This is a genomic window from Acinetobacter sp. ASP199 (genome assembly GCF_022700675.1).
Taxonomy (GTDB): Bacteria; Pseudomonadota; Gammaproteobacteria; order Pseudomonadales; family Moraxellaceae; genus Acinetobacter.
The window spans coordinates 2740469-2762946 of sequence record NZ_CP062182.1 but is presented as its reverse complement, the minus strand read 5'-3'; the positions used below and the strand labels follow the sequence as shown (position 1 = coordinate 2762946).

The following is a 22478-nucleotide window of genomic DNA, read 5'->3' as shown; positions in this document are numbered from 1 at the left end:
GGTGATCAATGTCGATAACATTTCAAGATCTCTACGCCGTTCAAGATAGCGCTGAATGGATGCGACAATCCTTTCAGGGCTTTGAGCTGGACAGCCGAAAAGTAAAATTGGGGCAAATTTTTATTGCCCTAACTAGTTTGTCCCAACCTGAGAAAACTGTGGAATATGCGAGAAAGGCGCTATCGCTAGGTGCACTTGCGGTCATTTCTGAACAGGATCTTGGAATTTCTCCCGCATTGGTGGTGCCAAATGTACGGCATCTGATGGGTGAATGGCAGAAACGCTATCTGCAAGCGACCCAGCCAGTACAGGCTGCACGTATTCTGGCCGTGACTGGAACCAATGGAAAAACGACGATTTCACGTCTAGTGGCTGAGCTGCTGATGCTACAAGGTAAACCTTGCGCAGTGATGGGCACCACGGGTAATGGAATTTTACCAAATCTGGAAGCCTCTTCGCATACCACACTGGATGCACTGCAATTGCAAAATGCCTTACATGGTTATGCACAAGCAGGTGCAGAATTTGCTTCGATTGAAGCCAGTTCGCATGGTCTTGAACAGGGTCGCCTGAACGGCTGTGATATTGAAATTGCGGCTTATAGCAACCTGAGCCGTGACCATCTGGATTATCACGGCACGCTGGAAGCTTATGCTGAAGCCAAATCACGTTTATTCAAATTTGAATCTCTGAAAGTTGCAATCATTAACCTTGATGATGCACATGCTCAGGTGATGATTGATGCTGCCAAAGCCAATCCAGCACAGCCGAAAATTCTGACTTATTCACTGTCGCAAGCTGCTGACTATCAAGTACAGGATACTCAATACCGGATTTCTGGCGCAGAATTTAAACTGATCACTGCACAGGGTACATTCACGGTACAAAGCCCACTCTTGGGTCATTTTAATGTAGAAAACCTGGTGGCGAGTCTGGTTGTGGCTGAACAGGCGGGTTTTGATTTGGCAAACCTGATTGCGACTGTACCTGAGCTGCAAGGTGCACCAGGTCGTATGCAGGTGATTCGTGATGGCGAACGCCTGTTTGTGGTGGATTATGCCCATACCCCAGATGCCTTAACGCAGGTATTGGTGACTTTAAAACGTCATGTCAATAACAAGTTATGGGCGGTGTTTGGCTGTGGGGGTGACCGTGATCGTGGTAAACGTCCATTGATGACCCAAGCGGCTCTCAATGGTTCTGATATTGCGATTTTAACTTCGGATAATCCACGTACTGAAGATCCAGAGCAGATTTTTGCCGATATGAAGCAAGGTATCGATTTCGCAGCTAAAACTTATCAGGAAATTCATGACCGTCGTGAAGCGATCAAGTTTGCAGTGAAACATGCGCAAGCGGGTGATATTGTAGTCATTGCAGGCAAAGGGCATGAAAATTATCAGGAAATCGATGGTGTACGCCATTGGTTTGATGATGTTGTCGAAATACAGGCGGCAATTGATGCGCAGCACTGTAGCCCTGACTCAGCATATCCAGCGCAGTAATAGGACGAATTTATGCATACTTCAACTACCAGTACTGTGCCTTTGGTACCTTGGACTGCCGCACAATTACAACAGGCAACTCAGGGTTATTGGCTGAATGACCAGCAGCCTGAAGGTGAAATTAAACGTATCCTGATGGATTCCCGTGATGCTGAAGCCGGTGATGCTTTTCTGGCATTGAAAGGCGAACGTTTTGATGCACATGATTTCGTGGCGCAAGTTGCGGCAAATGGTTGCCAGATTGCCATTGTAGATCATCCGGTTGATGCTGAAATCTGCCAATTGGTTGTGGAAGATACCCGTCAGGCGCTGGGTCGTCTCGGTGCTTTCCGTCGTCAGCAAAATCCACAACTCAAAGTCATTGCCCTGACTGGCAGTAGCGGTAAAACCACTACCAAAGAAATGCTGGGCAGTATTCTGTCTCGCATTGCACCAACACTGATTACACGCGGTAACTTAAATAACGATTTGGGTGTACCGATGATGTTATTGGAGCTTCGTCATGAGCATCAATATGCCGTCATGGAGCTTGGTGCAAGCCATAAAGGTGAAATCGATTACACCTCAAATTTAGTTCAACCGCATGTGGCAGGTATCTTAAATATCGGTACTGCACATATGGGAGAATTTGGCGGCCGCGATGGGATCTGCCGCGCCAAGTCTGAAATTTATTCTCATATTTCAGACATCTCGATTGTGCCAGCGCATGATGATTTTACTCAAGAGATTCGTAATGCAGTTCAAACTGAACAAGTAATGAGTTTTGGTGAGGGTGGGGAAGTTTTCGCTACAAATATCGAACTGCAATCACAATCTGCAACATTTACATTAAATACACCACAAGGTATAAAAACTGTACAACTTCCGTTTGCAGGTGAGCACAATGTTCAAAATGCAACGGCTGCTGCAGCATTTGCCTTGGCAATTGGTGTGGGTCTTGATGATATTGTCATTGGTCTTGAGCATGCTGTTGGTGCCAAAGGTCGTTTGAATTTCATCGAGCACAAAGAATATTTATTTATTGATGATACCTACAATGCCAACCCAACATCTATGCGTGCTGCTGCTGATGTGCTTGCACAGCAAGAGGGCATCCGTGTCATGGTGACTGGGGATATTGGCGAATTAGGTTCATCTGCAGCGATTGAGCATTATAAGCTCGGTCGCGATTTGGTTTCGGTGAAAGGGCTTAACTTTGTGGTTGCTGTCGGTGAATTTGCTCCAGCAGCACAAGAAGGTGCTCGTAGTACCCAATATGGTAAGAAAATGCAGGCCTTCTTAAACCAAGAGCAGGCATTGCCATTTTTAATTAATTTGATTGAAACACATCAACCTCAGCCGATGTCATTCCTGTTTAAAGGGTCACGTTATACCCATATGGAAACATTGATGGCTGCATTGATGGAGAAACTTTAAATGCTGTTATGGCTATTTGAACATTTGGCGGGCTATGACAGCACGTTTCAGGTGGTTCGTTATTTAACATTACGTTCATTGCTCAGTGTCTTGACGGCATTGACCATTGGTCTTGTACTTGGTCCGATTATGATTCGCAAGCTACAAGCCTTGAAATATGGTCAAGCAGTAAGTTCATTTGCACCTGAAAACCATGCGAAAAAAATGGGTACACCAACTATGGGTGGTGTATTAATTTTACTTTCGATTGGTATTTCAACCTTACTTTGGGCAGATTTATCCAATCCATATGTGTGGATTGTGCTTGCGGTGATGGTGATCTTTGGTGCGGTCGGTTGGGCAGATGACTGGATCAAAATCCGTTATAAAGACAATGCCGGTTTACCTGCGCGTAAAAAATTCTTCTGGACCTCTGTGGGTTCATTGGGTGCAGGTATTGCACTGTATATGATTGCACAACAGCAAACTAATCCTGTTGTTACAGCGAATATGCTGGATGTACTGATTCCGTTCTTTAAAGATCATAGTATTCCACTATCAGTTGTACCGCTGGGTATAGGTTTTATTATCTTTACTTACTTCGTTATTAACGGTGCATCGAATGCAGTGAACTTAACGGATGGTCTTGATGGTTTAGCCATTATGCCCATCGTTTTGGTTGCAACAGGTTTAGGTGTATTTGCTTATCTTGCGGGTGATGTGCGCTTTGCCAATTATCTTCATATTCCATATGTGAAATATTCATCTGAGCTTGTAGTGATTTGTGCTGCGATGATCGGTGCGGGCTTGGCATTCCTTTGGTTTAATGCTCATCCTGCGCAAGTGTTTATGGGTGATGTTGGTGCGTTATCACTTGGCGCGATGCTCGGCACTATTGCGGTGATGGTTCGTCAAGAAATCGTATTTGCGATTATGGCAGGCGTATTCTTGGTTGAAGCAATTTCGGTGTTCCTGCAGATCGGTTCATTACGTATGCGCAATAAACGTGTGTTCTTGATGGCACCGCTGCATCATCACTACGAGAAGAAAGGTTGGCGTGAAACTCAAGTCGTGATTCGTTTCTGGATTATTACAATTATGCTGGTAGTTTTGGGTCTAATGACTTTAAAATTACGCTAAGAAATGCATTTGAAAAAGTCGGCGCATGCCGGCTTTTTTGTTTTGGAGAATAAATCAATGAACCTACTGATGTGTCCTGTTTGTCGTGAGCAGCTCAAATTGAACGATCGCACGTGGCGCTGTGACAATCAGCATAGCTATGACGTTGCAAAACAAGGCTACGTAAACTTACATGTGGTTCAGCATAAACACAGTAAAAATCCAGGCGATACCCCTGAGTCTGTGCAAGCGCGTCGAGCATTTTTAAGTGCAGGTCACTATGCGCCATTACAGCAGGCTGTCGTTAAAAAAATTCGTGATCTACGTATTGAAAACTTGCTCGATATCGGCTGCGGGGAAGGCTATTACACTGATGCCATGCAGCAGGAAGTACTGCAGTGTGTAGGTGTGGATATTGCCAAAAATGCCATCCAGGTAGCAGCGAAGCTGAATAAAGAGATTACTTGGGTGGTGGGTACAGGCGCAACTTTGCCTGTGTTAGATGAGTCAATAGATCTATGTACCAGCCTGTTTAGCCCGATTCCGAAACAGGAAATTCTGCGTGTACTCAAGCCGAAATCTTATTTGATGGTTGTGACGCCTGCACCACAGCATTTGTATGCCATGCGTGAAGCCTTATTTGAGGAAGTTAAACCGCATGAACCACAGAAATTCGTCGAGCAGTTGCAAGATGAATTTGATTTGGTGAGTGAACAGATTGTTGAAGCGTCTATGAACTTGCCACAAGCAGACCTGAAAAATCTGATTGCTATGACGCCGTACGCTTATAAGGCTAAGTCGGAGCGCCGTCTGGCACTTGAGCAGCAGGAACAATTTGAATTGATGGCACAATACCAGATTTATATTTTTCAAAAGAAATAATGCCGATCATTATCTAAATAATAAAAAGCCCTCAATTGAGGGCTTTTTATTTGACTGCTTTATCAGAGAAATTACCGGACCTGCTCAATCAGATTATCAAGAGAATCAGTTTTCTTTGGCTGCAGCGGTTGTTCCTGTGTAGTTGGAGTTTCATTAGGTACAGTTAATTCTTCACCCGGTAGATCTTCAAAATCATTTTGCTCACGTCTAGGTGTAACAACGGGTGCTGGACGATAGAGTGGGGTAGCCATTGGCGGAGAAGAGAGGTCTTCCTGTACTTCTACATCCTGACTGATGACTTTAGTGCGATTTACTGGCGCTCTAGCTTTACGATCCAGACGTACCCAGGATTCTGGTGTACCTTTTAGTGCATTAGCCATAAAGTCGGTCCAGATTGGCAAGGCGGCTACACCGCCATATTCACGGCGTCCCAAAGTCGTTGGCTGGTCAAAGCCGACCCAAGTTACCGTTACCAGCTTGCCATTAAAGCCGGCAAACCAGGCATCCTTGGCATCGTTAGTGGTACCTGTTTTACCACCCAGGTCACTACGCCCAATGCGTAAGGCTGCACGGCCAGTACCATGCTGAATGACATCACTTAAAATATTAGCCATTTCATAGGCAGAGCTTGATTTGAGAATACGTTGTGCTTGACGGTAATTGCTATGTTCAGCCGAAACCTTTGGTGCTACTGCTTTATTTTCCAGTGAGAGGTTATTCATTTCGATTACTTCATCATCGGGCGTCACCACGTCAGCAGAAGCGATCGTTTGTTCTTCCTGACTGATACAGGAAATACAGGCATATTCAGGTTTTGCTTCAAAGATCGTATTACCATAAGCATCTTCAATCCGACTGATGAAATGCGGCTGAATCCGATAACCACCATTCGCGAACGTGGCATAACCGGTGGCCATCTGAATAGGCAGTACTTGCGGCGTACCAAGAGCAATGGTGTAGTTGCGCGGAATCTGTTTATCTTCCAGACCAAAATCCATCAATAATTGTCGGGTACGCTCTATCCCAACCGTTTGTAGCAAGCGCACAGAAACGGTATTACGTGAAAGGTATAAAGCACGACGTAAAGGAATCATGCCAAGATAACGACCATCTGAGTTTCTGGGGGTCCATTTGCCAATCGTAATCGGCGCATCATTGACCATGGTATGCGGACTCATGCCGCGCTCTAAGGCCAGTGCATAAACAAAAGGCTTAATGGTCGAACCTGGTTGACGCCAGCCTTGAATGGCACGGTTAAAAGTTGATTGATAAAAATTATAACCACCAACCACTGCTTCAATGGCACCATTATTGGGATTTAGTGCAATCAGTTGACCTTGAACTTTAGGAATCTGTACCAGTGCCCACGACGTTTTTTGTTCATTAGGACGTAAACGGACAATATCTTTCAGCTTAACAATATCAGCCGCACGGTTGGGTGCAGCACCCACACTATTGGCGTTTCGGTAGCGTCGTGCCCACGACATTCCTGACCAGGGAACGGTGACTGTTGTTCCATCCTGCATTAAGACTTCAAAACTATTTTGGTTAATTTTAGTGACCTGAGCAGGGTAGGTATTGGCAAAAGGCTGGAAATTTTTTAAGGGTTGATCATTTGCTTCAGCACCGCGCCAGCCATGACGTCGGTCATAGGCTTCAAGGCCCTGTTGTACAGATCGCTCAGCATAAGCCTGACGTTGGCTATTAATCGTGGTATAGACCTTATAGCCAGAATCGATGGCCTGTGCACCAAAATTCTGGATTAGTTCAGAACGAACCATCTCTCCGACATAGGGAAACTTATTTCGGGTACTACGATCCGGCATATCCAGATTGATTGGTTCAGCAATGGCTTGCTGATACTGAGTCTGATTCAGATAACCAAGCTGTAGCATGCGTCCCAGAATCCAGTTGCGACGTTCAAGAGCACGTTTAGGATTGGCAACCGGATTGTATTTGGAAGGAGCTTTCGGCAAACCGGCGATCATTGCCATCTGGGCAAGAGAAAGTTCTTCCAGGCTTTTGTTGTAATAGATTTTAGCTGCTGCGGCGATGCCATACGCATTTTTACCCAAGAAAATTTTATTCACATAGAGGGTTAAAATTTCTTCTTTCGTCAGATTTTGCTCAATTTTACGTGCCAGGAAAATTTCAGTCAGTTTGCGCTTCAGTGTTCGTTCTGGACTGAGATAATAGTTTTTTGCTACCTGCATGGTGATGGTGGAACCACCGGTCTGCACATCGGAACCAGTGACGCTTTCACTTAATGCACGTCCCAAGCCTTTAAAACTGATCCCGCTGTGCTCAAAAAAGCTGGAATCTTCCGCAGCCAGGAAGGCATGAATGAATTCCGGTGGAATCTGATCATATTCTACAGGCACAGAAAGTTTGCCGCCATATTCTGCAATCAGCTCTTGATCTGAACTAAATACTTGTAAAGGTTTAAGTAAAGGTGCCTTTTTAAGGATAGACATTTCAGGCAAAGATGGGGCAATATAAAGGTACATGCCATAAAAACCCATCGGAATTGAGATCATAATTATGATAATGATCAAAAAAAATGGATGAACAAGGCCTGAACTGGATAGCTTTTTCATAACAAGTAAGTTTTAATAAGAGCTAATGGCAAACTAGGTGAGCGGTCAGTATATCCTTTAGATATACATAATGTTAGATGAGTTATTGTATCTAGATAAAATTATTAAACCGTTTATACCTAGTAGGCTACTTTATTTTTGGGGATAAAAAAATAATAGGAATGATATTGTGCGCAGGTTATATCGTAAGCCAAACAAGGGGTTAATAGGCGTCGACATCAGTTCGACCTCTGTTAAAGTTTTGGAACTCTCTATGAAAAGCGGACGGTATTGGGTAGAAAGCTATGCTTTAGTCCCATTACCAGAAGGTAGTGTTGTTGAAAAAAACATCTTAAATCCAGAAGCTGTCGGTGATGCTTTGGCTCGTGCTATTAACTTGGCCAATACCCAATCCAATCAGGCTGCATTTGCGATTCCTACGTCTATGGCGATCACTAAAACGATCGAGATGGATGCAGATATGACGAGTGATGAACGTGAAGTTCAAATTCGTGAAGATGCTGAACAATACATTCCATTTCCGCTCGATGAAGCAAGCATTGACTTTGAAGTCTTGCCTGATCGATTATCGAATCCGAATCGTGTGAATGTTCTGTTGGTCGCAACACGTATTGAAAATGTCGAAGCCCGTTCTGAAGTGCTGCAAATGGCCGGTATTACACCGAAGATTGCAGATGTAGAAAGCTTTGCATTGGAAAATGCTTTCAGGGTGTTCGCTGATACATTGCCAATGGGCGTAAATACAGTTGGTATTCTGGATATTGGTCATAGCATGACAACTCTATCAGTTATGCGGAACAACAAGATTATTTATACCCGTGAACAGGTGTTTGGGGGCAAACAGCTGACTCAGGAAATCCAGAATCGTTATGGTCTGTCTTTTGAAGAAGCAGGACGTGCCAAGAAAACACGTGCACTGCCAGATGATTATGATATTGAAGTCTTAGAACCATTCCTGGATGCTGTGGTGCAACAGGCAGCTCGTTCATTGCAGTTCTTCTTCTCATCTTCTCAGTTTAATGAAATTGACCATATTTTGTTGGCAGGGGGGAATGCCAATATTCCGGGTCTGGCAAAACTATTACAGCAAAAGCTTGGTTACCGTGTCACGATTGCGAATCCATTTTTACAAATGGGCTTTTCTCCTCAAATTGATATTAAAAAAATTGAAAATGACGCGTCCTCACTCATGGTTGCATGTGGTTTGGCATTGAGGAGTTTTGATTAATGGCAAAAATTAACTTACTCCCTTGGCGTGATGAGCTCAGGGTTAAAAGAAATAACGAATTTGTCGCATATTGCGTAGGGGCGTTGTTACTAGGGGTAGCAGCAGCGGGGGGAAGCTGGTTCTATTACGATCAGAAGTTGCAGGATCAAGAACAGGCCAATCAGTTGATCATCAGTACTAATCAGAATCTGGATGTACAGCTGAAATCTCTGGAAGGTTTACAGGAACAGCGTGATGCGATTGTGGAACGCATGAAGCTGATCCAAGGTCTGCAAACCCAGCGTCCAATTGCCGTGCATCTTATTGATGAGATTGTACGTGTGACACCAAGTGATATGTATATTACTAAGTTTGTCCGTAGCGGTGATAAGTTCACTATTGAAGGTAAAGCAGCAAGTCCAAATACGGTTGCAGAATTATTGCGTAATCTTGAGGCTTCTACCTGGTACCGCAATGCCTTCATGAATGCATTCCTGGTGGCAGAAGAGAAAAAGGACAAAGCGCCAAGCTCTATCATTCCACGTGTTGAAGAATCTTATGGCACATTCACGGTTACAGTGGATCTAGATCAGATTGCTCAACCGGTGCTTTCGGAACAACAGCCGCAAGCGGCTGCAGCAACAGGAGGGGCAACATCATGAGCGAACAATTTGATGAATTAGGTCAGGAAGCTGTTGTTGTACCAAAAAATAAAATGACGGTAGAAAAGTTTTTTCAGCAATTTAATACCCTAGATCCAAATAACTATGGTAGCTGGCCGCTGGCTGTAAAGATTAGCTGCTGGGTATTTATTGTTTTCCTGGTTTTGATGTTGGCTTATTTCGGCCTGATTCGAGGCAAGATTGAATCAATTACTCAAGCCAATGCGCAAGAACAGAATCTGTTAAATGAATTTCGTGAGAAAGATTCTAAGCTGCGTAATTTGCAACAGTATCAACAGCAACTTCAGGATATGGAAGCAAGCTTTAACCAACAGCTTGAACAATTACCAAAGGAAACAGAAATTCCAGGTCTGGTTGAAGATATTAACTTGAGCGGTGTCAATGCAGGACTGAAGTTTAAGAATATCCGTCTTGAATCTGAAGTAAAACAAGAGTTCTTTATTGAACAGCCAATTTCTATTCAAGCAACCGGTGATTATCATGCCTTTGGTTCATTTGTCAGCGGTATTGCGGGATTATCTCGTATTGTGACGTTACACGACTTTACGATTACGGGTACTGAAAATAAAGAGAAGAAAAGTGATATTCCTGTTGTGGATTATACCTTGAAGGCAAAAACCTATCGTTATGTCGGTAGTGCGAATTCAGCATCGACAGGTAATAAGGCTGCAAATAGTCAGGGGGCACAGTAATGAAGATGATTAAGATTGCTTCAGCACTTACTGCCGGATTGATCCTGGCAGGTTGTGAGTCACGTATTGATGTGGTGAATCAGGAAATGGCCAATATCCGTAATCAACCAGCTATGCCAATCGAGCCAGCACCAGATTTTACTTCGGTTGAAACTTTTAGTTATGCCGCACATCAGTTAAAAAGTCCTTTCTTGCCAAGTTCATTGGCAGCAGAACTGAAGATTATGGCAGGCAAACGAGTATATCCAAATCTTTCACGACAGCTGCAGCCACTCGAAAGTTATCCACTCGAAACTTTGACCATGAAAGGAAGTCTCAAAAATCAGGCCGGACAGATTATGGCCTTGATTAATACGCCAGATGGGGAAATTGAACGTGTGCAGCGTGGCAGTTATATGGGGCTGAATCATGGCCGGGTGACCAATATCACACCGACACAAATTGATTTGATCGAGATTATTCCAGATGGACGCGACGGCTATGTAGAGCGCCCTCGCAGTATGGTCCTGATTGGGCCTGCGCCATAAGTGAAAGGGAATAACAATGAATAAAAGTTTTAATGAATTTATTTTTGGGGATGCTAATACAATGAATCATGTGTTTCGTCAGTTTTCAATGGGAGCAGTTGCCATTGCTGTAATGCAGGCGGCAAGTGCACAGGTTTCGATGACCAATGTGGTACCAATGCAAATTCCAGGACAAGGTACTGAAATTCGCGTGATGTTTAATGGATTGCCACCTCAGCCACAAGCTTATCAGTTAGAATCACCATCACGTCTGATTCTGGACTTTGATAAAGCACAGCAAAATTTAAAACAAAGTAATATTGCAGTTGCAACCAAAGAAGCAAGTTCTGTAGGCGTGACTTCAGATGCTCAGCGTGCGCGTTTAACTGTGAATCTGGCTGATGCGGGTGCATTTACCACGCGTGTTGAAGGCAATACCTTTATTCTAAAAATCAATTCAACCAATCCAGTTATCCCAGTACAGCCAGTCGTACAACAAAATACTCAAGGTATTACTAATATTGGGTTCCAGCGCGGGGCGAAAGGTGAAGGTCAGGTCGTGATTGATCTGGCAAGTGGTAATACACCGGTTGATGTGCAACAGCAAGGCACCAAAGTTATTGTACGAGCATTAGGCTCCAAGATTCCTACTCATTTAACGCGTCGTCTGAATGTGAATGATTTTGCTACACCTGTTTCGACAGTAGATGCAGTCAACCAGAATGGCTCTGGAGTGATTACCATTCAAACTTCAGATAGCTATGAATACATGGCTTATCAAACCGATAATAAACTGACAATTAGTTTAAAACGCCCAGAAGAGAAAAATCCATTACGTCCAAAGGCTGCTCAACATTATACTGGTAAGAAAATTTCTTTAGATTTTCAGGATATTGAAGTTCGCCGAGTATTACAGCTACTAGCAGATTTCACTGACATTAATATGGTTGCAGCAGACAGCGTACAAGGCAATATCACTTTACGTCTTAAGGAAGTGCCTTGGGATCAGGCTTTAGATATCGTTTTAAAGACCAAGAATTTGGATAAGCGTCGTAATGGTAATGTAATCTGGATTGCGCCTGTATCTGAGCTGATTAAAGCTGAAGAAGAAGAAGCTAAAGCACTTGCACAAAGTGTGAAACTTGCTCCTATTCAGACTGAATATATACAACTCAGTTATGCCAAAGCCGCAGATATTGAGAAACTGATTACACAGAATAAAGGTTCCTCTGGAAGCAATAGCTCAAGTAGTGATGATAAAGGAACTCTACTGAGTTCTCGGGGTTCTATTTCTGTGGATTCTCGAACTAATACTTTGATTGTGAATGATACACAGCAGTTTGTTGATAAAATCAGGAATATGATAGATCTGCTTGATGTACAGGTAAAGCAGGTAATGGTTGAAGCACGTATTGTAACGGCAGAGACAAATTTTTCCCGTGATTTAGGTATACGATGGGGCTTAGAGCGTAATATCCCTAGTTTAAGTGATGGTCCTAATGGGTCTAATATCTGGGGTGGTGATTATTCTCCGAAATTAGATTTAAGTGTGGATTTAGGTACGGCTACGGCAGGAACCTTTAATTTTGGATTGCTTAAAATATCGGACTATATGTTGGATTTACAATTAACCGCCTTACAGACAGATGGTTTGGGAGAGGTACTTTCTGCACCCAAGATTATGACTGGCGATAAGCAAAAAGCCTATATTTTGCGTGGAACGGAAATTCCATATCAAACGTGGAGTGCGGAAGGTGGAACAACAACTTCTTTTAAAGAAGCAAATCTAAGATTAGATGTAACTCCAAGTATTACACCAGATGGGAAAGTACAAATGGAGCTGAAAATTGAAAAAGATAGTGTAGGTACAATTACTCCAGAAGGTCCATCAATTAATACCAATGAATTACAAACTAATGTATTGGTAGGTGATGGTGAAACTGTAGTACTAGGAGGAATATTTGATGATATTCGTGCTAATAACTATCAAAAAGTACCATTCTTAGGAGATTTGCCTGTTATCGGAAATTTATTTAAGAATAATTCAAGAACTTCGAATCAAGCCGAACTCCTAATCTTTGTTACACCTCGAATTGTTAATGACAGTGTTTCAAGAAATCATTAATATATTTTGAAATTAACAGAATGAATAGGTGACTCCTTGCCAAGCAAAGAGTTTGAAACCCTACCAAATATCTATTTGGTAGGGCCGATGGGGGCGGGAAAGACAACAGTAGGACGGCATTTAGCAGAATTGTTAGGACGAGAATTTCTGGATAGTGATCATGAAATTGAGCGTAAAACAGGTGCAACGATTCCCTGGATCTTTGAAAAAGAGGGTGAACAGGGCTTTCGTAGTCGTGAGACGGTTGTCATCGATGAGTTAACCTCACGACCACAGTTGGTTCTGGCCACAGGTGGTGGTGCGGTGACTCAGGCGCCTAACCGTGAATATTTAAAACAGCGAGGCATCGTTGTTTATCTCTACACTCCTGTGGAAATTCAGCTCCAGCGAACCTATCGCGATAAAAACCGCCCCTTATTACAAGTCGAAAACCCGGAGCAGAAACTTAAAGATCTGCTAACAATTCGGGATCCGCTGTATCGGGAAGTCGCACATCATATTATTGAGACCAATCAAGGTGCTGCACGTGATCTGGCGCAGCGTATTTTGAATCTCATCCTTCCGAAAAAATAAGCTCAGTAGAAAAGTGGTTACTCCATCATGCAAACCTTACATGTCGAACTCGGTGAACGTCGTTACCCAATTTTTATTGGCAGCGATTTAAGTCCTCAGGAGCTGTTAGAACCTTATATTCATGGCAAACAGGTGATGATTGTCAGTAATGATACGGTGGCACCACTATATCTGGAACACTATAAGATAGCCTTGGAAAATCTGGGTAAAACGGTAGCAAGCTGTATTTTGCCTGATGGTGAGAAGTTTAAGGATAGTCAACATTTAAACCTGATTTTCGATGCATTGCTTGAAGCGGGTTTTAACCGGGATTGTACAGTATTGGCTTTGGGTGGCGGCGTGATTGGAGATATGGCTGGTTTTGCTTCGGCCTGTTTCCAGCGTGGTGTGTACTTTATTCAAGTACCAACTACATTGTTGTCTCAGGTTGATTCTAGTGTTGGTGGTAAAACTGGGATCAATCATCCATTGGGTAAAAACATGATTGGTGCCTTCCAGCAGCCGCAAGTCGTGCTGGCAGATATGTCACAACTTGCAACGTTGCCGGATCGTGAGCTATCGGCAGGTCTTGCAGAAGTCATTAAATATGCATTGCTGGGTGATGAGGACTTCCTGGTTTGGCTGGAAGCCAATATGGAAGGTCTGATTGCTCGTGATGAGCAGTTGCTGGCTGAAGCTGTTTATCGTTCCTGCGCGCATAAAGCCCGTATCGTGGCGAATGATGAAAAAGAGCAAGGCGAGCGTGCTTTGCTTAACCTTGGCCATACCTTTGGTCATGCCATCGAGTCTTATCTTGGCTATGGTGAATGGCTGCATGGTGAAGCGGTGGCGACCGGTATGGTCATGGCAGCTGATCTGTCTCAGCGTATGGGCTGGATTTCCAAAGCTGATGTAGAGCGTACAAAAAAAATCATTTCTCGTGCCAAACTCCCGATTGTTTGTCCTAAAATTCCTCTGGATGATTTCCTGGGGTATATGGCACATGACAAAAAAGTCTTAAATGGACAGTTACGTCTGGTATTGCTGGAACAATTAGGACAAGCGGTTATCACCCGAGACTTTGATGTAGAATTAATGAAGCAGGCCATTCTGGCCAATCAGGCATAGGTAATTTTAGAAAATGACAGCACTCCACACGCCATGGCAAAAGATTCAGCATTATTTTTGGCTGGTGACTGCGGTAGGCTGTCTTTTTGTTGCGCTCATTTTTTGGGCAATTACAGATAAGGATCAGGTCACTCCTGTAGAGAAAAAGCCTGAAACAGAGGTTGAACTACTGATTCAACCAGAAAAAGTTGCTTCAATGACCCATCTTGGTGCATTAAATGAGGAAGTTCATCCGCTGGATATGACCACACGCACCATTGTAAATGCAAACCATGAAGCCGAGTTTCGTGGTACCAAATATGTTACTCAATTTAAAAATCAGTATGCGATTGAGCTATTTCGGGTCTCTGATGAAATTATTATTAAAAACTTCTTAAGAAAACAGATAGATCGTAATAATTTCATCTACTTACGTCTGTCAGGCGAAAATATGCCTGAGCAATATGTATTGCTCTATGGTGCTTATAAATCAGCGAATCAAGCAAAGCAGGCACTGGATCAACTGAATATGGACTTGCCAAAATCAGTCAAACCAGCTGTGCAGCAATTTCAGGATTATCAACCTTATGTGAATAACTTAGGTTCTGATGAGCTGACGTCTAACCAGAAACTCTATCAAGTACGATTAAAAAATGTGCCTCTACCAAAAATAGAGGAAACAGTAGTTCCTAAGCCGCAGAGCCAGCCCTCATCAAATACGCCAAGTACCACCAGTACAACCATTGTTCGTCGTGATCCATCGGGAAATGTGGTAGATGTGCAGAAGTCTGAAAGCACTGTACCGTCAACGCCACGTGCTCAACCTAACGGTCAACAACGTGCTGAAGAACAAGAGATAAGTGATCCTTTTAACTAATACAAATTTGGGTGCGGGCTAAAATAGCGCACCCTGTATGAAAAAATGCTATAAATGTGCGCTTTTGGTGCAAAAAATACACAATAAAAATCATCACTCTGTATCTAATATTTGCTAAATCTTTGTCATTGGTATTGTTTCTGTCTTAGTGCATCAAGTTGGCATGTTCTTTGCTTTATTGGTGCATGAATTGAATTAATCTCCCTGTTTTGGCGCGAAAATGATTCGATGATTATGCGTAAGTGTCATATTTAGTCGTTATTTTTATGTGATTTCTGAGTCTTTTAAACTTTATTTTTCATGCGTATTAATCTGAAAAGGTTTATCTTCAAAGTGTGAAGAAAAGTTTTACTCTGCTAATAGAAATTTCCTCGAAAGTAAATTGGACGCCATCGCAAAGACGGATTTAGATTGTTTAACAGCCCGCCAGGGCTTTGTGATAAGAAGGGTACGCTATGCACATGCCATCGCCTAATAATGTAGCTCCCGCTCAAGGTTTATACCAACCGGATGAGTTTAAAGATAACTGTGGTTTCGGTTTGATCGCCCATATGCAGGGTGATGCAAGCCATGATCTCGTCAAGACCGCAATTCATAGTTTAAGTTGTATGACCCACCGTGGTGGTATTGCCGCAGATGGTAAGACCGGTGATGGGTGTGGTTTGCTTTTGGCAATGCCAAAGGAATTCTTTCGTGAAGAAGCAAAACGTTTAAGTGATATTACCTTAAGCGAAATTTTTGCTGTAGGTACGATCTTCCTGAACCTGGATCCTGCACTGGCAGCACACGCAAAACAAGTATTAACCAAAGAAATTGAAGAAGAAGGTTGCCGGGTTATCGCATGGCGTGTGGTACCCACCAATAATCAAGCGTTAGGTGAGATTGCGATGCAGTCTTTACCTGCTTTTGAACAGGTCATTGTTAACTGCCCAATCGGTGTCACTGAGGTTGAATTTAACCGTAAGTTATTCCTGGCGCGTCGTCGTGCCGAGCAGAAACTGACAAATGATCCATACTTCTATGTGACTACCTTATGCTCAACTGTGATCAGCTACAAAGGTCTGATGATGCCAGCAGCAATTGCTGACTTCTATACTGACCTGGCTGATGAGCGTCTGGCGTCACATATTGTGGTGTTCCACCAACGTTTCTCTACCAATACCTTGCCACGCTGGCCATTGGCTCAGCCATTCCGTTACCTGGCGCATAATGGTGAAATTAATACTATTACTGCAAACCGTAACTGGGCGCTGGCGCGTACACCTAAATTCGAAAATCCATTACTGCCAGGCTTGACTGAACTGAACCCGATTGTTAACCGTACTGGTTCGGATTCTTCTAGTCTGGATAACATGCTGGAAATCCTCATAGGTGGTGGTATGGACCTGTTCCGTGCGCTACGTATGCTGGTTCCACCCGCTTGGCAGAATGTTGAAACACTTGATGCTGACTTACGTGCATTCTACGAATTTAACTCTAAGCATATGGAAGCATGGGATGGTCCTGCAGGACTTGTAATTCAGGATGGTCGTCATGCGATCTGTATGCTGGACCGTAATGGTTTGCGTCCTGCGCGTTGGGTCGTGACTAAAAATGGTTACATCACCCTGGCGTCTGAGATCGGTGTATGGGGGTATGAGCCTGAAGATGTAGTATCTAAAGGTCGTGTAGGTCCAGGTCAGATTCTGGTTGTGGATACCTTGACTGGTAAAGTATTAGATACTCAGGATGTCAATAACCACCTGAAACGTATGCGTCCATACCGTGAATGGCTGCGTGAAAATTCAGTACGTCTACAGGGTAGCCCTGAGCTGGAAGAATACCTGTGCGATCAAGGCTTAAAAGGCGATAGCTTAAAAGCAGCACAGAAAATGTTCATGGTGACTTTTGAAGAACGTGACCAGTTATTACGTCCAATCGCAGAAAGCGGTCAGGAAGCTGTAGGTTCAATGGGTGACGATACGCCTATGGCGGTGTTATCACGTCAGGTCCGTCACGTTTCCGATTACTTCCGTCAGCAGTTTGCGCAGGTCACTAATCCGCCGATCGATCCACTACGTGAATCGATCGTGATGTCACTGGAAACCTGTTTCGGTCGTGAACAGAATGTATTTGAGCAAAGCCCAGAACATGCAGACCGTTTAATTGTATCCAGCCCGGTGCTGACGAATTCAAAAATGCATCAGATCCGCACGATTGGTCGTAAAGGTTATGAAATTGCGGACATCGACCTGAACTATCCAGAAGCGGAAGGTCTTGAAGCGGCGATTGCACGTATCTGTGAAGAATCTGCCCAAGCGATTCGTGATGGTAAGACTTTACTGGTTCTTTCAGACAAGAAAATCCGTGAAGGCTTCTTGCCAGCCAATGCTGTGATGGTCACTGGTGCAGTACACCATTACCTGATCAATGCAGGTCTGCGTACTGATGCGAATCTGATTATCGAAACTGGTTTTGCCCGTGATCCACATCAGTTTGCCGTGCTACTTGGTTTCGGTGCGACTGCAATCTATCCGTATCTAGCTTATGACGTGATCAATGATCTGGTGGCGAAGGGTGAATTGCTGGGTGATCCGGTCTACGCGCAAAACAACTTCCGTAAAGGTATTGAAAAAGGCTTGCTGAAAGTCCTGTCCAAGATGGGTATTTCAACAGTTGCTTCTTATCGTGGCGGTCAGTTATTTGAAGCAGTAGGCTTATCCAATGAAGTAGTAAACACATGCTTCGTAGGTGTGCCAAGCCGTATTCAGGGTGCAACATTTGTTGATCTTGAAAATGACCAAAAACAATTGGCGGATATTGCGTGGAAAAACCGTAAACCAATTGATCAAGGTGGCTTGCTGAAATTCGTATTCGGTAAGGAATACCATGCATTTAACCCGGACGTGATCAATTCGCTGCATAAAGCAGTACGTTCTGGTAACTATGCCGATTTTAAAGAATATGCAGAACTTGTGAATAACCGTCCGATCGCCACGATCCGTGACTTATTCAAACTGAAAACAGACAATTCGATTGCACTGGATCAAGTGGAATCTGTGGAAGAGATCCTGCCTCGCTTTGACTCTGCGGGTATGTCTTTAGGTGCATTGTCGCCTGAAGCACACGAAGCAATTGCGATTGCCATGAACACCATTGGTGGTCGTTCAAACTCGGGTGAGGGCGGTGAAGATCCGGCGCGTTACGGTACCATCCGTAACTCGAAAATCAAACAAATTGCATCGGGCCGTTTTGGAGTGACTCCTGCTTACCTAACTTCAGCAGAAGTCCTGCAAATTAAGGTCGCGCAAGGTGCAAAACCAGGTGAAGGTGGCCAGTTGCCGGGCGGTAAAGTAAACGGTCTCATTGCCCGTTTGCGTTACTCTGTACCAGGTGTAACCCTCATTTCGCCACCACCGCATCATGACATCTATTCAATTGAAGATTTATCACAGTTGATCTTCGATTTAAAACAAGTTAACCCACAGGCGATGGTGTCAGTTAAACTTGTTTCTGAACCAGGTGTCGGTACGATTGCGGCAGGTGTAGCGAAAGCCTATGCTGACTTCATTACCATTTCTGGTTATGACGGCGGTACAGCGGCTTCTCCACTTTCCTCTATTCACCATGCAGGTTCGCCTTGGGAGCTTGGTCTCAGTGAAGCGCATCAAGCTCTTCGCGTAAATGACCTGCGTGGCAAAGTCCGTGTACAAACCGATGGTGGTTTAAAAACCGGTCTGGACGTTGTGAAAGCAGCAATTCTGGGTGCAGAAAGCTTTGGTTTTGGTTCAACGCCAATGATCGCATTGGGCTGTAAATACCTGCGTATCTGTCACTTGAATAACTGCGCAACCGGTGTAGCAACTCAGCAAGATCACTTACGTCAGGAACACTACATCGGCGAACCACAGATGCTGATCAACTTCTTCACGTTCATTGCTGAAGAAACCCGTGAATGGCTGGCAGCGCTAGGTGTTTCAAGTCTGAAAGACCTGATTGGCCGTACCGATCTGCTGGAAGTCTTGCCAGGTGAAACGGACAAGCATGCGCATCTTGATTTAAGCAAATTGCTGGAGTCACATCCTGCAGCTGAAGGTAAAGCACAGTACTGTGAAGTTCAGGGCAATGCACCGTTCGACAAAGGTATTCTGGCTGAGAAAATGGTAGAAGAGATTCTGCCAGCGATTGAAGCAGGTACCGGTGGCGAATATAACTACAGTATTGGTAACTGTGACCGTTCGATTGGTGCACGTCTTTCTGGTGAAATTGCAAAACGTTATGGCAACCTCAGCATGGAAGCCCATCCGGTTAAAGTAAACTTGCTAGGTACAGCAGGTCAGTCACTGGGTGTATGGAACGCAGGTGGTCTGCACATTAGCCTTGAAGGTGATGCCAATGACTATGTTGGTAAAGGTATGGCAGGTGGACGACTCTCAATCTTCCCGCCGAAAGGTTCGCCATTCCAGACGCAAAATACCGCAATTATTGGTAATACCTGTCTATATGGTGCCACTGGCGGTAAGCTGTTTGCTGCGGGTACTGCAGGTGAACGTTTTGCAGTACGTAACTCAGGTGCCTTCGCCGTGATTGAAGGTGCGGGCGACCACTGCTGTGAATATATGACTGGCGGTATTGTGACTGTGCTTGGTAAAGTAGGTCATAACTTCGGTGCAGGTATGACCGGTGGTTTTGCCTATGTACTTGATCTGGATAACGACTTCGTTGACCATTACAACCATGAACTGATTGAGCTGAATCGTATTTCTACGGAAGCGATGGAAGAACACAAAGAGTTCCTGGGTCGTATCCTGGATGAACATATTAAAGAAACAGGTAGTGCTTGGGCGTACAAGATCCGCCACGAGTTTGACTTCTACAGCCGTAAGTTCTGGTTGGTAAAACCGAAAGCTGCCAACTTGCAAACGCTGTTGAAAACAACTCAAGCTGATCCACAATAATTCCACTACTGCAGAAATGAAGGCAGATGCAAGGCAACTGTGAACCCCTTGCATCTACCCACGGAGAGAGACATGGCAGAACGCCTAAGTAATGACTTTCAGTTCCTGGATGTAGCACGCCAAGATCCAGAGAAAAAAGAGATTGACGTCCGCAAAGCGGAATTTGTGGAAATTTATAAACCGTTTACTACAGAGGTGGCTGCAAACCAGGCGCATCGTTGTCTAGGTTGCGGTAACCCGTACTGTGAATGGAAATGTCCGGTACATAACTATATTCCGAACTGGTTAAAACTGGTGGCTGAAGGCCGTATTTTTCAGGCAGCTGAGCTCTGTCACCAGACCAATACCTTGCCAGAAGTCTGTGGCCGTGTCTGTCCTCAAGACCGTCTATGTGAAGGGGCATGTACCCTGAATGACGGTTTCGGTGCGGTAACGATTGGTAATGCAGAAAAATATATCAATGACACTGCTTTTGCATTGGGCTGGCGTCCAGATATGTCTTCAGTAAAATGGACTGATAAAAAAGTTGCCATCATTGGTGCGGGCCCTGCAGGACTTGGCTGTGCAGACATTCTGGTACGTAATGGAGTTAAACCAGTCGTATTCGACAAACGTCCTGAAATTGGTGGTCTGCTGACTTTCGGTATTCCAGAATTCAAGATGGAAAAAGACGTGATGAAACGCCGTCGTGAAATTTTCACAGGCATGGGGGTTGAATTCCGTCTGAATACTGAAATTGGTACCGATGTCACGATCGACCAGTTACTCGCTGACTATGATGCTGTCTTTATGGGTATGGGAACATACACTTATATGAAAGGTGGCTTTGCTGGTGAAGATCTGGATGGTGTGTATGATGCACTGGATTTCCTGATTGCTAACGTGAACCGTTGCCAGGGTTGGGAAAAAGACCCATCAGAATACATCAGCGTTGAAGGCAAAAAAGTGATTGTCCTGGGTGGTGGTGATACCGCGATGGACTGTAACCGTACTTCGATTCGTCAAGGTGCTGAGACAGTGGTCTGTGCTTACCGTCGTGACGAAGAGAATATGCCAGGTTCACGTCGTGAAGTAAAAAATGCACGTGAAGAAGGTGTTGAATTCCAGTTTAACCGTCAGCCAATCGAAATTGTCGGTGAAAATGGCAAAGTGACAGGCGTGAAATTTGTGACCACTCAACTGAGTGAGCCAGATAGCCGTGGCCGTCGTAGCCCAGAGCCAATTCCAGGTTCTGAGGAAATCCTGCCAGCAGATGCAGTACTGCTAGCATTCGGTTTCCGTACCAGCCCAGCTGACTGGTTTACCGATGTAGAAATCAATCTGGATGGTTCAGGTCGTGTGGTAGCAGCTGAGCAGCAACAGTACAAGTTCCAGACTTCGAATCCAAAAATCTTTGCCGGTGGTGATATGGTGCGTGGTTCGGATCTGGTGGTGACCGCGATCTGGGAAGGTCGTCAGGCAGCAGAAGGTATTCTGGATTATCTTGACGTCTAATACGCCCTTTATCATTTTTAGAAAGACCCGCATTAAGCGGGTTTTTCTTTTTCTCAAGAAAATGGAGAGGTGCTAGAGCGCTAAGGATAGGACAGAAAAATTTATAAAATTTAACAATACATTTGAAAATTATGTTTAAAATCAAATTAATTAGATAAATAAAATGAAAGAATTGAGGAATAATGATGAAAGCATTGCGTAAATCACTCACTATTTTAATGCTTGCCGGGACTTTGTCGCTCACAGGATGTGGCTATAACACCTTACAGGTCAAGGATGAAGCAGTAACTGCAGCTTGGTCAGAAGTGCAGAACCAATACCAACGTCGTGCGGATCTGGTGCCGAATCTGGTGAATGTTGTCAAAGGCTATGCTGCGCATGAAGAGCAGGTGCTTACAGAGGTCACTCAGGCGCGTGCCAATGTGGCAGGCCTGAAAGTTGATCAGGAAGTCTTAGAAAATCCTGAACTGTTCCAGCGTTATCAGGAAGCTCAATCGCAAATGACCAGTGCCTTATCACGCCTGCTTGCTGTCACTGAAAACTATCCTGATTTAAAAGCCAATCAGCAGTTCCGTGATTTGCAAGTGCAACTGGAAGGCACAGAAAACCGGATTGCCGTTGCACGTAACCGTTATATCACTACAGTTCAGGACTTTAACTCTTATGCACGTCAGTTCCCGCAGGTCATGACGGCAAAAGTAATTGGTATGGATACCAAACCAAACTTTAGTGCCGAACAGAGTGCCCAGTCTGCACCTACGGTTTCTTTTGAATAAAGACTGAACTCTAAAATAGGTAGA

The 22478-nt window shown here is 44.2% G+C and carries 16 protein-coding genes; 15 read left to right on the top strand and 1 reads right to left on the bottom strand.

What is annotated here, in order from left to right; all coding sequences use genetic code 11:
• Nucleotides 1-8 precede the first annotated feature (8 nt).
• Genes IHE35_RS13255 through IHE35_RS13240 form a run of 4 tightly spaced genes read left to right on the top strand, consistent with a single transcriptional unit; the run spans nucleotide 9 to nucleotide 4901 of the window.
• Entirely contained in the window at nucleotides 9-1505 is a 1497-nt protein-coding gene (locus IHE35_RS13255; protein WP_242788036.1) for a UDP-N-acetylmuramoyl-L-alanyl-D-glutamate--2,6-diaminopimelate ligase, read from the top strand.
• A gap of 12 nt (nucleotides 1506-1517) precedes the next feature.
• Entirely contained in the window at nucleotides 1518-2921 is a 1404-nt protein-coding gene (gene murF, locus IHE35_RS13250; protein WP_242788035.1) for a UDP-N-acetylmuramoyl-tripeptide--D-alanyl-D-alanine ligase, read from the top strand.
• Nucleotides 2922-4040: a phospho-N-acetylmuramoyl-pentapeptide-transferase gene (gene mraY, locus IHE35_RS13245; RefSeq protein WP_242788034.1), complete on the top strand. Its 1119-nt coding sequence runs from the start codon at nucleotides 2922-2924 to the stop codon at nucleotides 4038-4040. It begins immediately after the preceding gene.
• Nucleotides 4041-4097: 57 nt separating this feature from the next.
• On the top strand, nucleotides 4098-4901 hold the full coding sequence (locus IHE35_RS13240; protein ID WP_242788033.1) for a putative RNA methyltransferase: 804 nt from the start codon (nucleotides 4098-4100) through the stop codon (nucleotides 4899-4901).
• Nucleotides 4902-4972: 71 nt separating this feature from the next.
• Here IHE35_RS13240 and ponA read toward each other — a convergent pair whose 3' ends face one another.
• Nucleotides 4973-7498 carry a penicillin-binding protein PBP1a gene (ponA, locus tag IHE35_RS13235; RefSeq protein WP_242788032.1) on the bottom strand — a complete coding sequence of 842 codons (2526 nt, stop codon included), beginning with the start codon at nucleotides 7496-7498 and terminating at the stop codon, nucleotides 4973-4975.
• Between the two features lie 169 nt (nucleotides 7499-7667).
• On the opposite strand from ponA, the gene IHE35_RS13230 reads away from it, so the two are divergent.
• The 11 genes from IHE35_RS13230 to IHE35_RS13180 all read left to right on the top strand — a co-directional run bounded on the left by IHE35_RS13230 (nucleotide 7668) and on the right by IHE35_RS13180 (nucleotide 22454).
• Nucleotides 7668-8726: a pilus assembly protein PilM gene (locus IHE35_RS13230; RefSeq protein ID WP_242788031.1), complete on the top strand. Its 1059-nt coding sequence runs from the start codon at nucleotides 7668-7670 to the stop codon at nucleotides 8724-8726.
• Nucleotides 8726-9367: a PilN domain-containing protein gene (locus tag IHE35_RS13225; protein WP_242788030.1), complete on the top strand. Its 642-nt coding sequence runs from the start codon at nucleotides 8726-8728 to the stop codon at nucleotides 9365-9367. Before IHE35_RS13230 ends, IHE35_RS13225 begins: the two co-directional genes overlap by 1 nt.
• Nucleotides 9361-10080, top strand: coding sequence for a type 4a pilus biogenesis protein PilO (locus IHE35_RS13220; protein WP_242790022.1), 720 nt, complete (start codon nucleotides 9361-9363; stop codon nucleotides 10078-10080). Before IHE35_RS13225 ends, IHE35_RS13220 begins: the two co-directional genes overlap by 7 nt.
• The gene (locus IHE35_RS13215; protein ID WP_242788028.1) at nucleotides 10080-10607 is read left to right on the top strand and encodes a pilus assembly protein PilP; all 528 of its coding nucleotides are present in this window, start codon (nucleotides 10080-10082) and stop codon (nucleotides 10605-10607) included. The genes IHE35_RS13220 and IHE35_RS13215 overlap by 1 nt, the downstream gene beginning before the upstream one ends.
• Nucleotides 10608-10623: 16 nt before the next feature.
• On the top strand, nucleotides 10624-12711 hold the full coding sequence (locus IHE35_RS13210; RefSeq protein WP_242788026.1) for a type IV pilus secretin PilQ family protein: 2088 nt from the start codon (nucleotides 10624-10626) through the stop codon (nucleotides 12709-12711).
• A 36-nt stretch (nucleotides 12712-12747) separates the two neighbouring features.
• Nucleotides 12748-13284 (top strand): shikimate kinase AroK, encoded by a 537-nt coding sequence (gene aroK / locus IHE35_RS13205; protein WP_346015085.1) that lies wholly within the window; start codon nucleotides 12748-12750, stop codon nucleotides 13282-13284.
• A gap of 27 nt (nucleotides 13285-13311) precedes the next feature.
• Nucleotides 13312-14391 (top strand): 3-dehydroquinate synthase, encoded by a 1080-nt coding sequence (gene aroB, locus IHE35_RS13200; RefSeq protein WP_242788024.1) that lies wholly within the window; start codon nucleotides 13312-13314, stop codon nucleotides 14389-14391.
• Between the two features lie 13 nt (nucleotides 14392-14404).
• A complete protein-coding gene (locus IHE35_RS13195) occupies nucleotides 14405-15247 on the top strand; it encodes a hypothetical protein (RefSeq protein WP_242788022.1) in 843 nt (280 codons plus the stop codon).
• Between the two features lie 461 nt (nucleotides 15248-15708).
• Complete coding sequence (gene gltB / locus IHE35_RS13190) at nucleotides 15709-20184, top strand: glutamate synthase large subunit (RefSeq protein WP_242788020.1); 4476 nt, start codon at nucleotides 15709-15711, stop codon at nucleotides 20182-20184.
• 72 nt (nucleotides 20185-20256) lie between these two features.
• Nucleotides 20257-21678, top strand: coding sequence for an FAD-dependent oxidoreductase (locus tag IHE35_RS13185; protein WP_242788018.1), 1422 nt, complete (start codon nucleotides 20257-20259; stop codon nucleotides 21676-21678).
• Between the two features lie 185 nt (nucleotides 21679-21863).
• Entirely contained in the window at nucleotides 21864-22454 is a 591-nt protein-coding gene (locus tag IHE35_RS13180; protein ID WP_242790020.1) for a LemA family protein, read from the top strand.
• The last annotated feature ends 24 nt before the right edge of the window (nucleotides 22455-22478 follow it).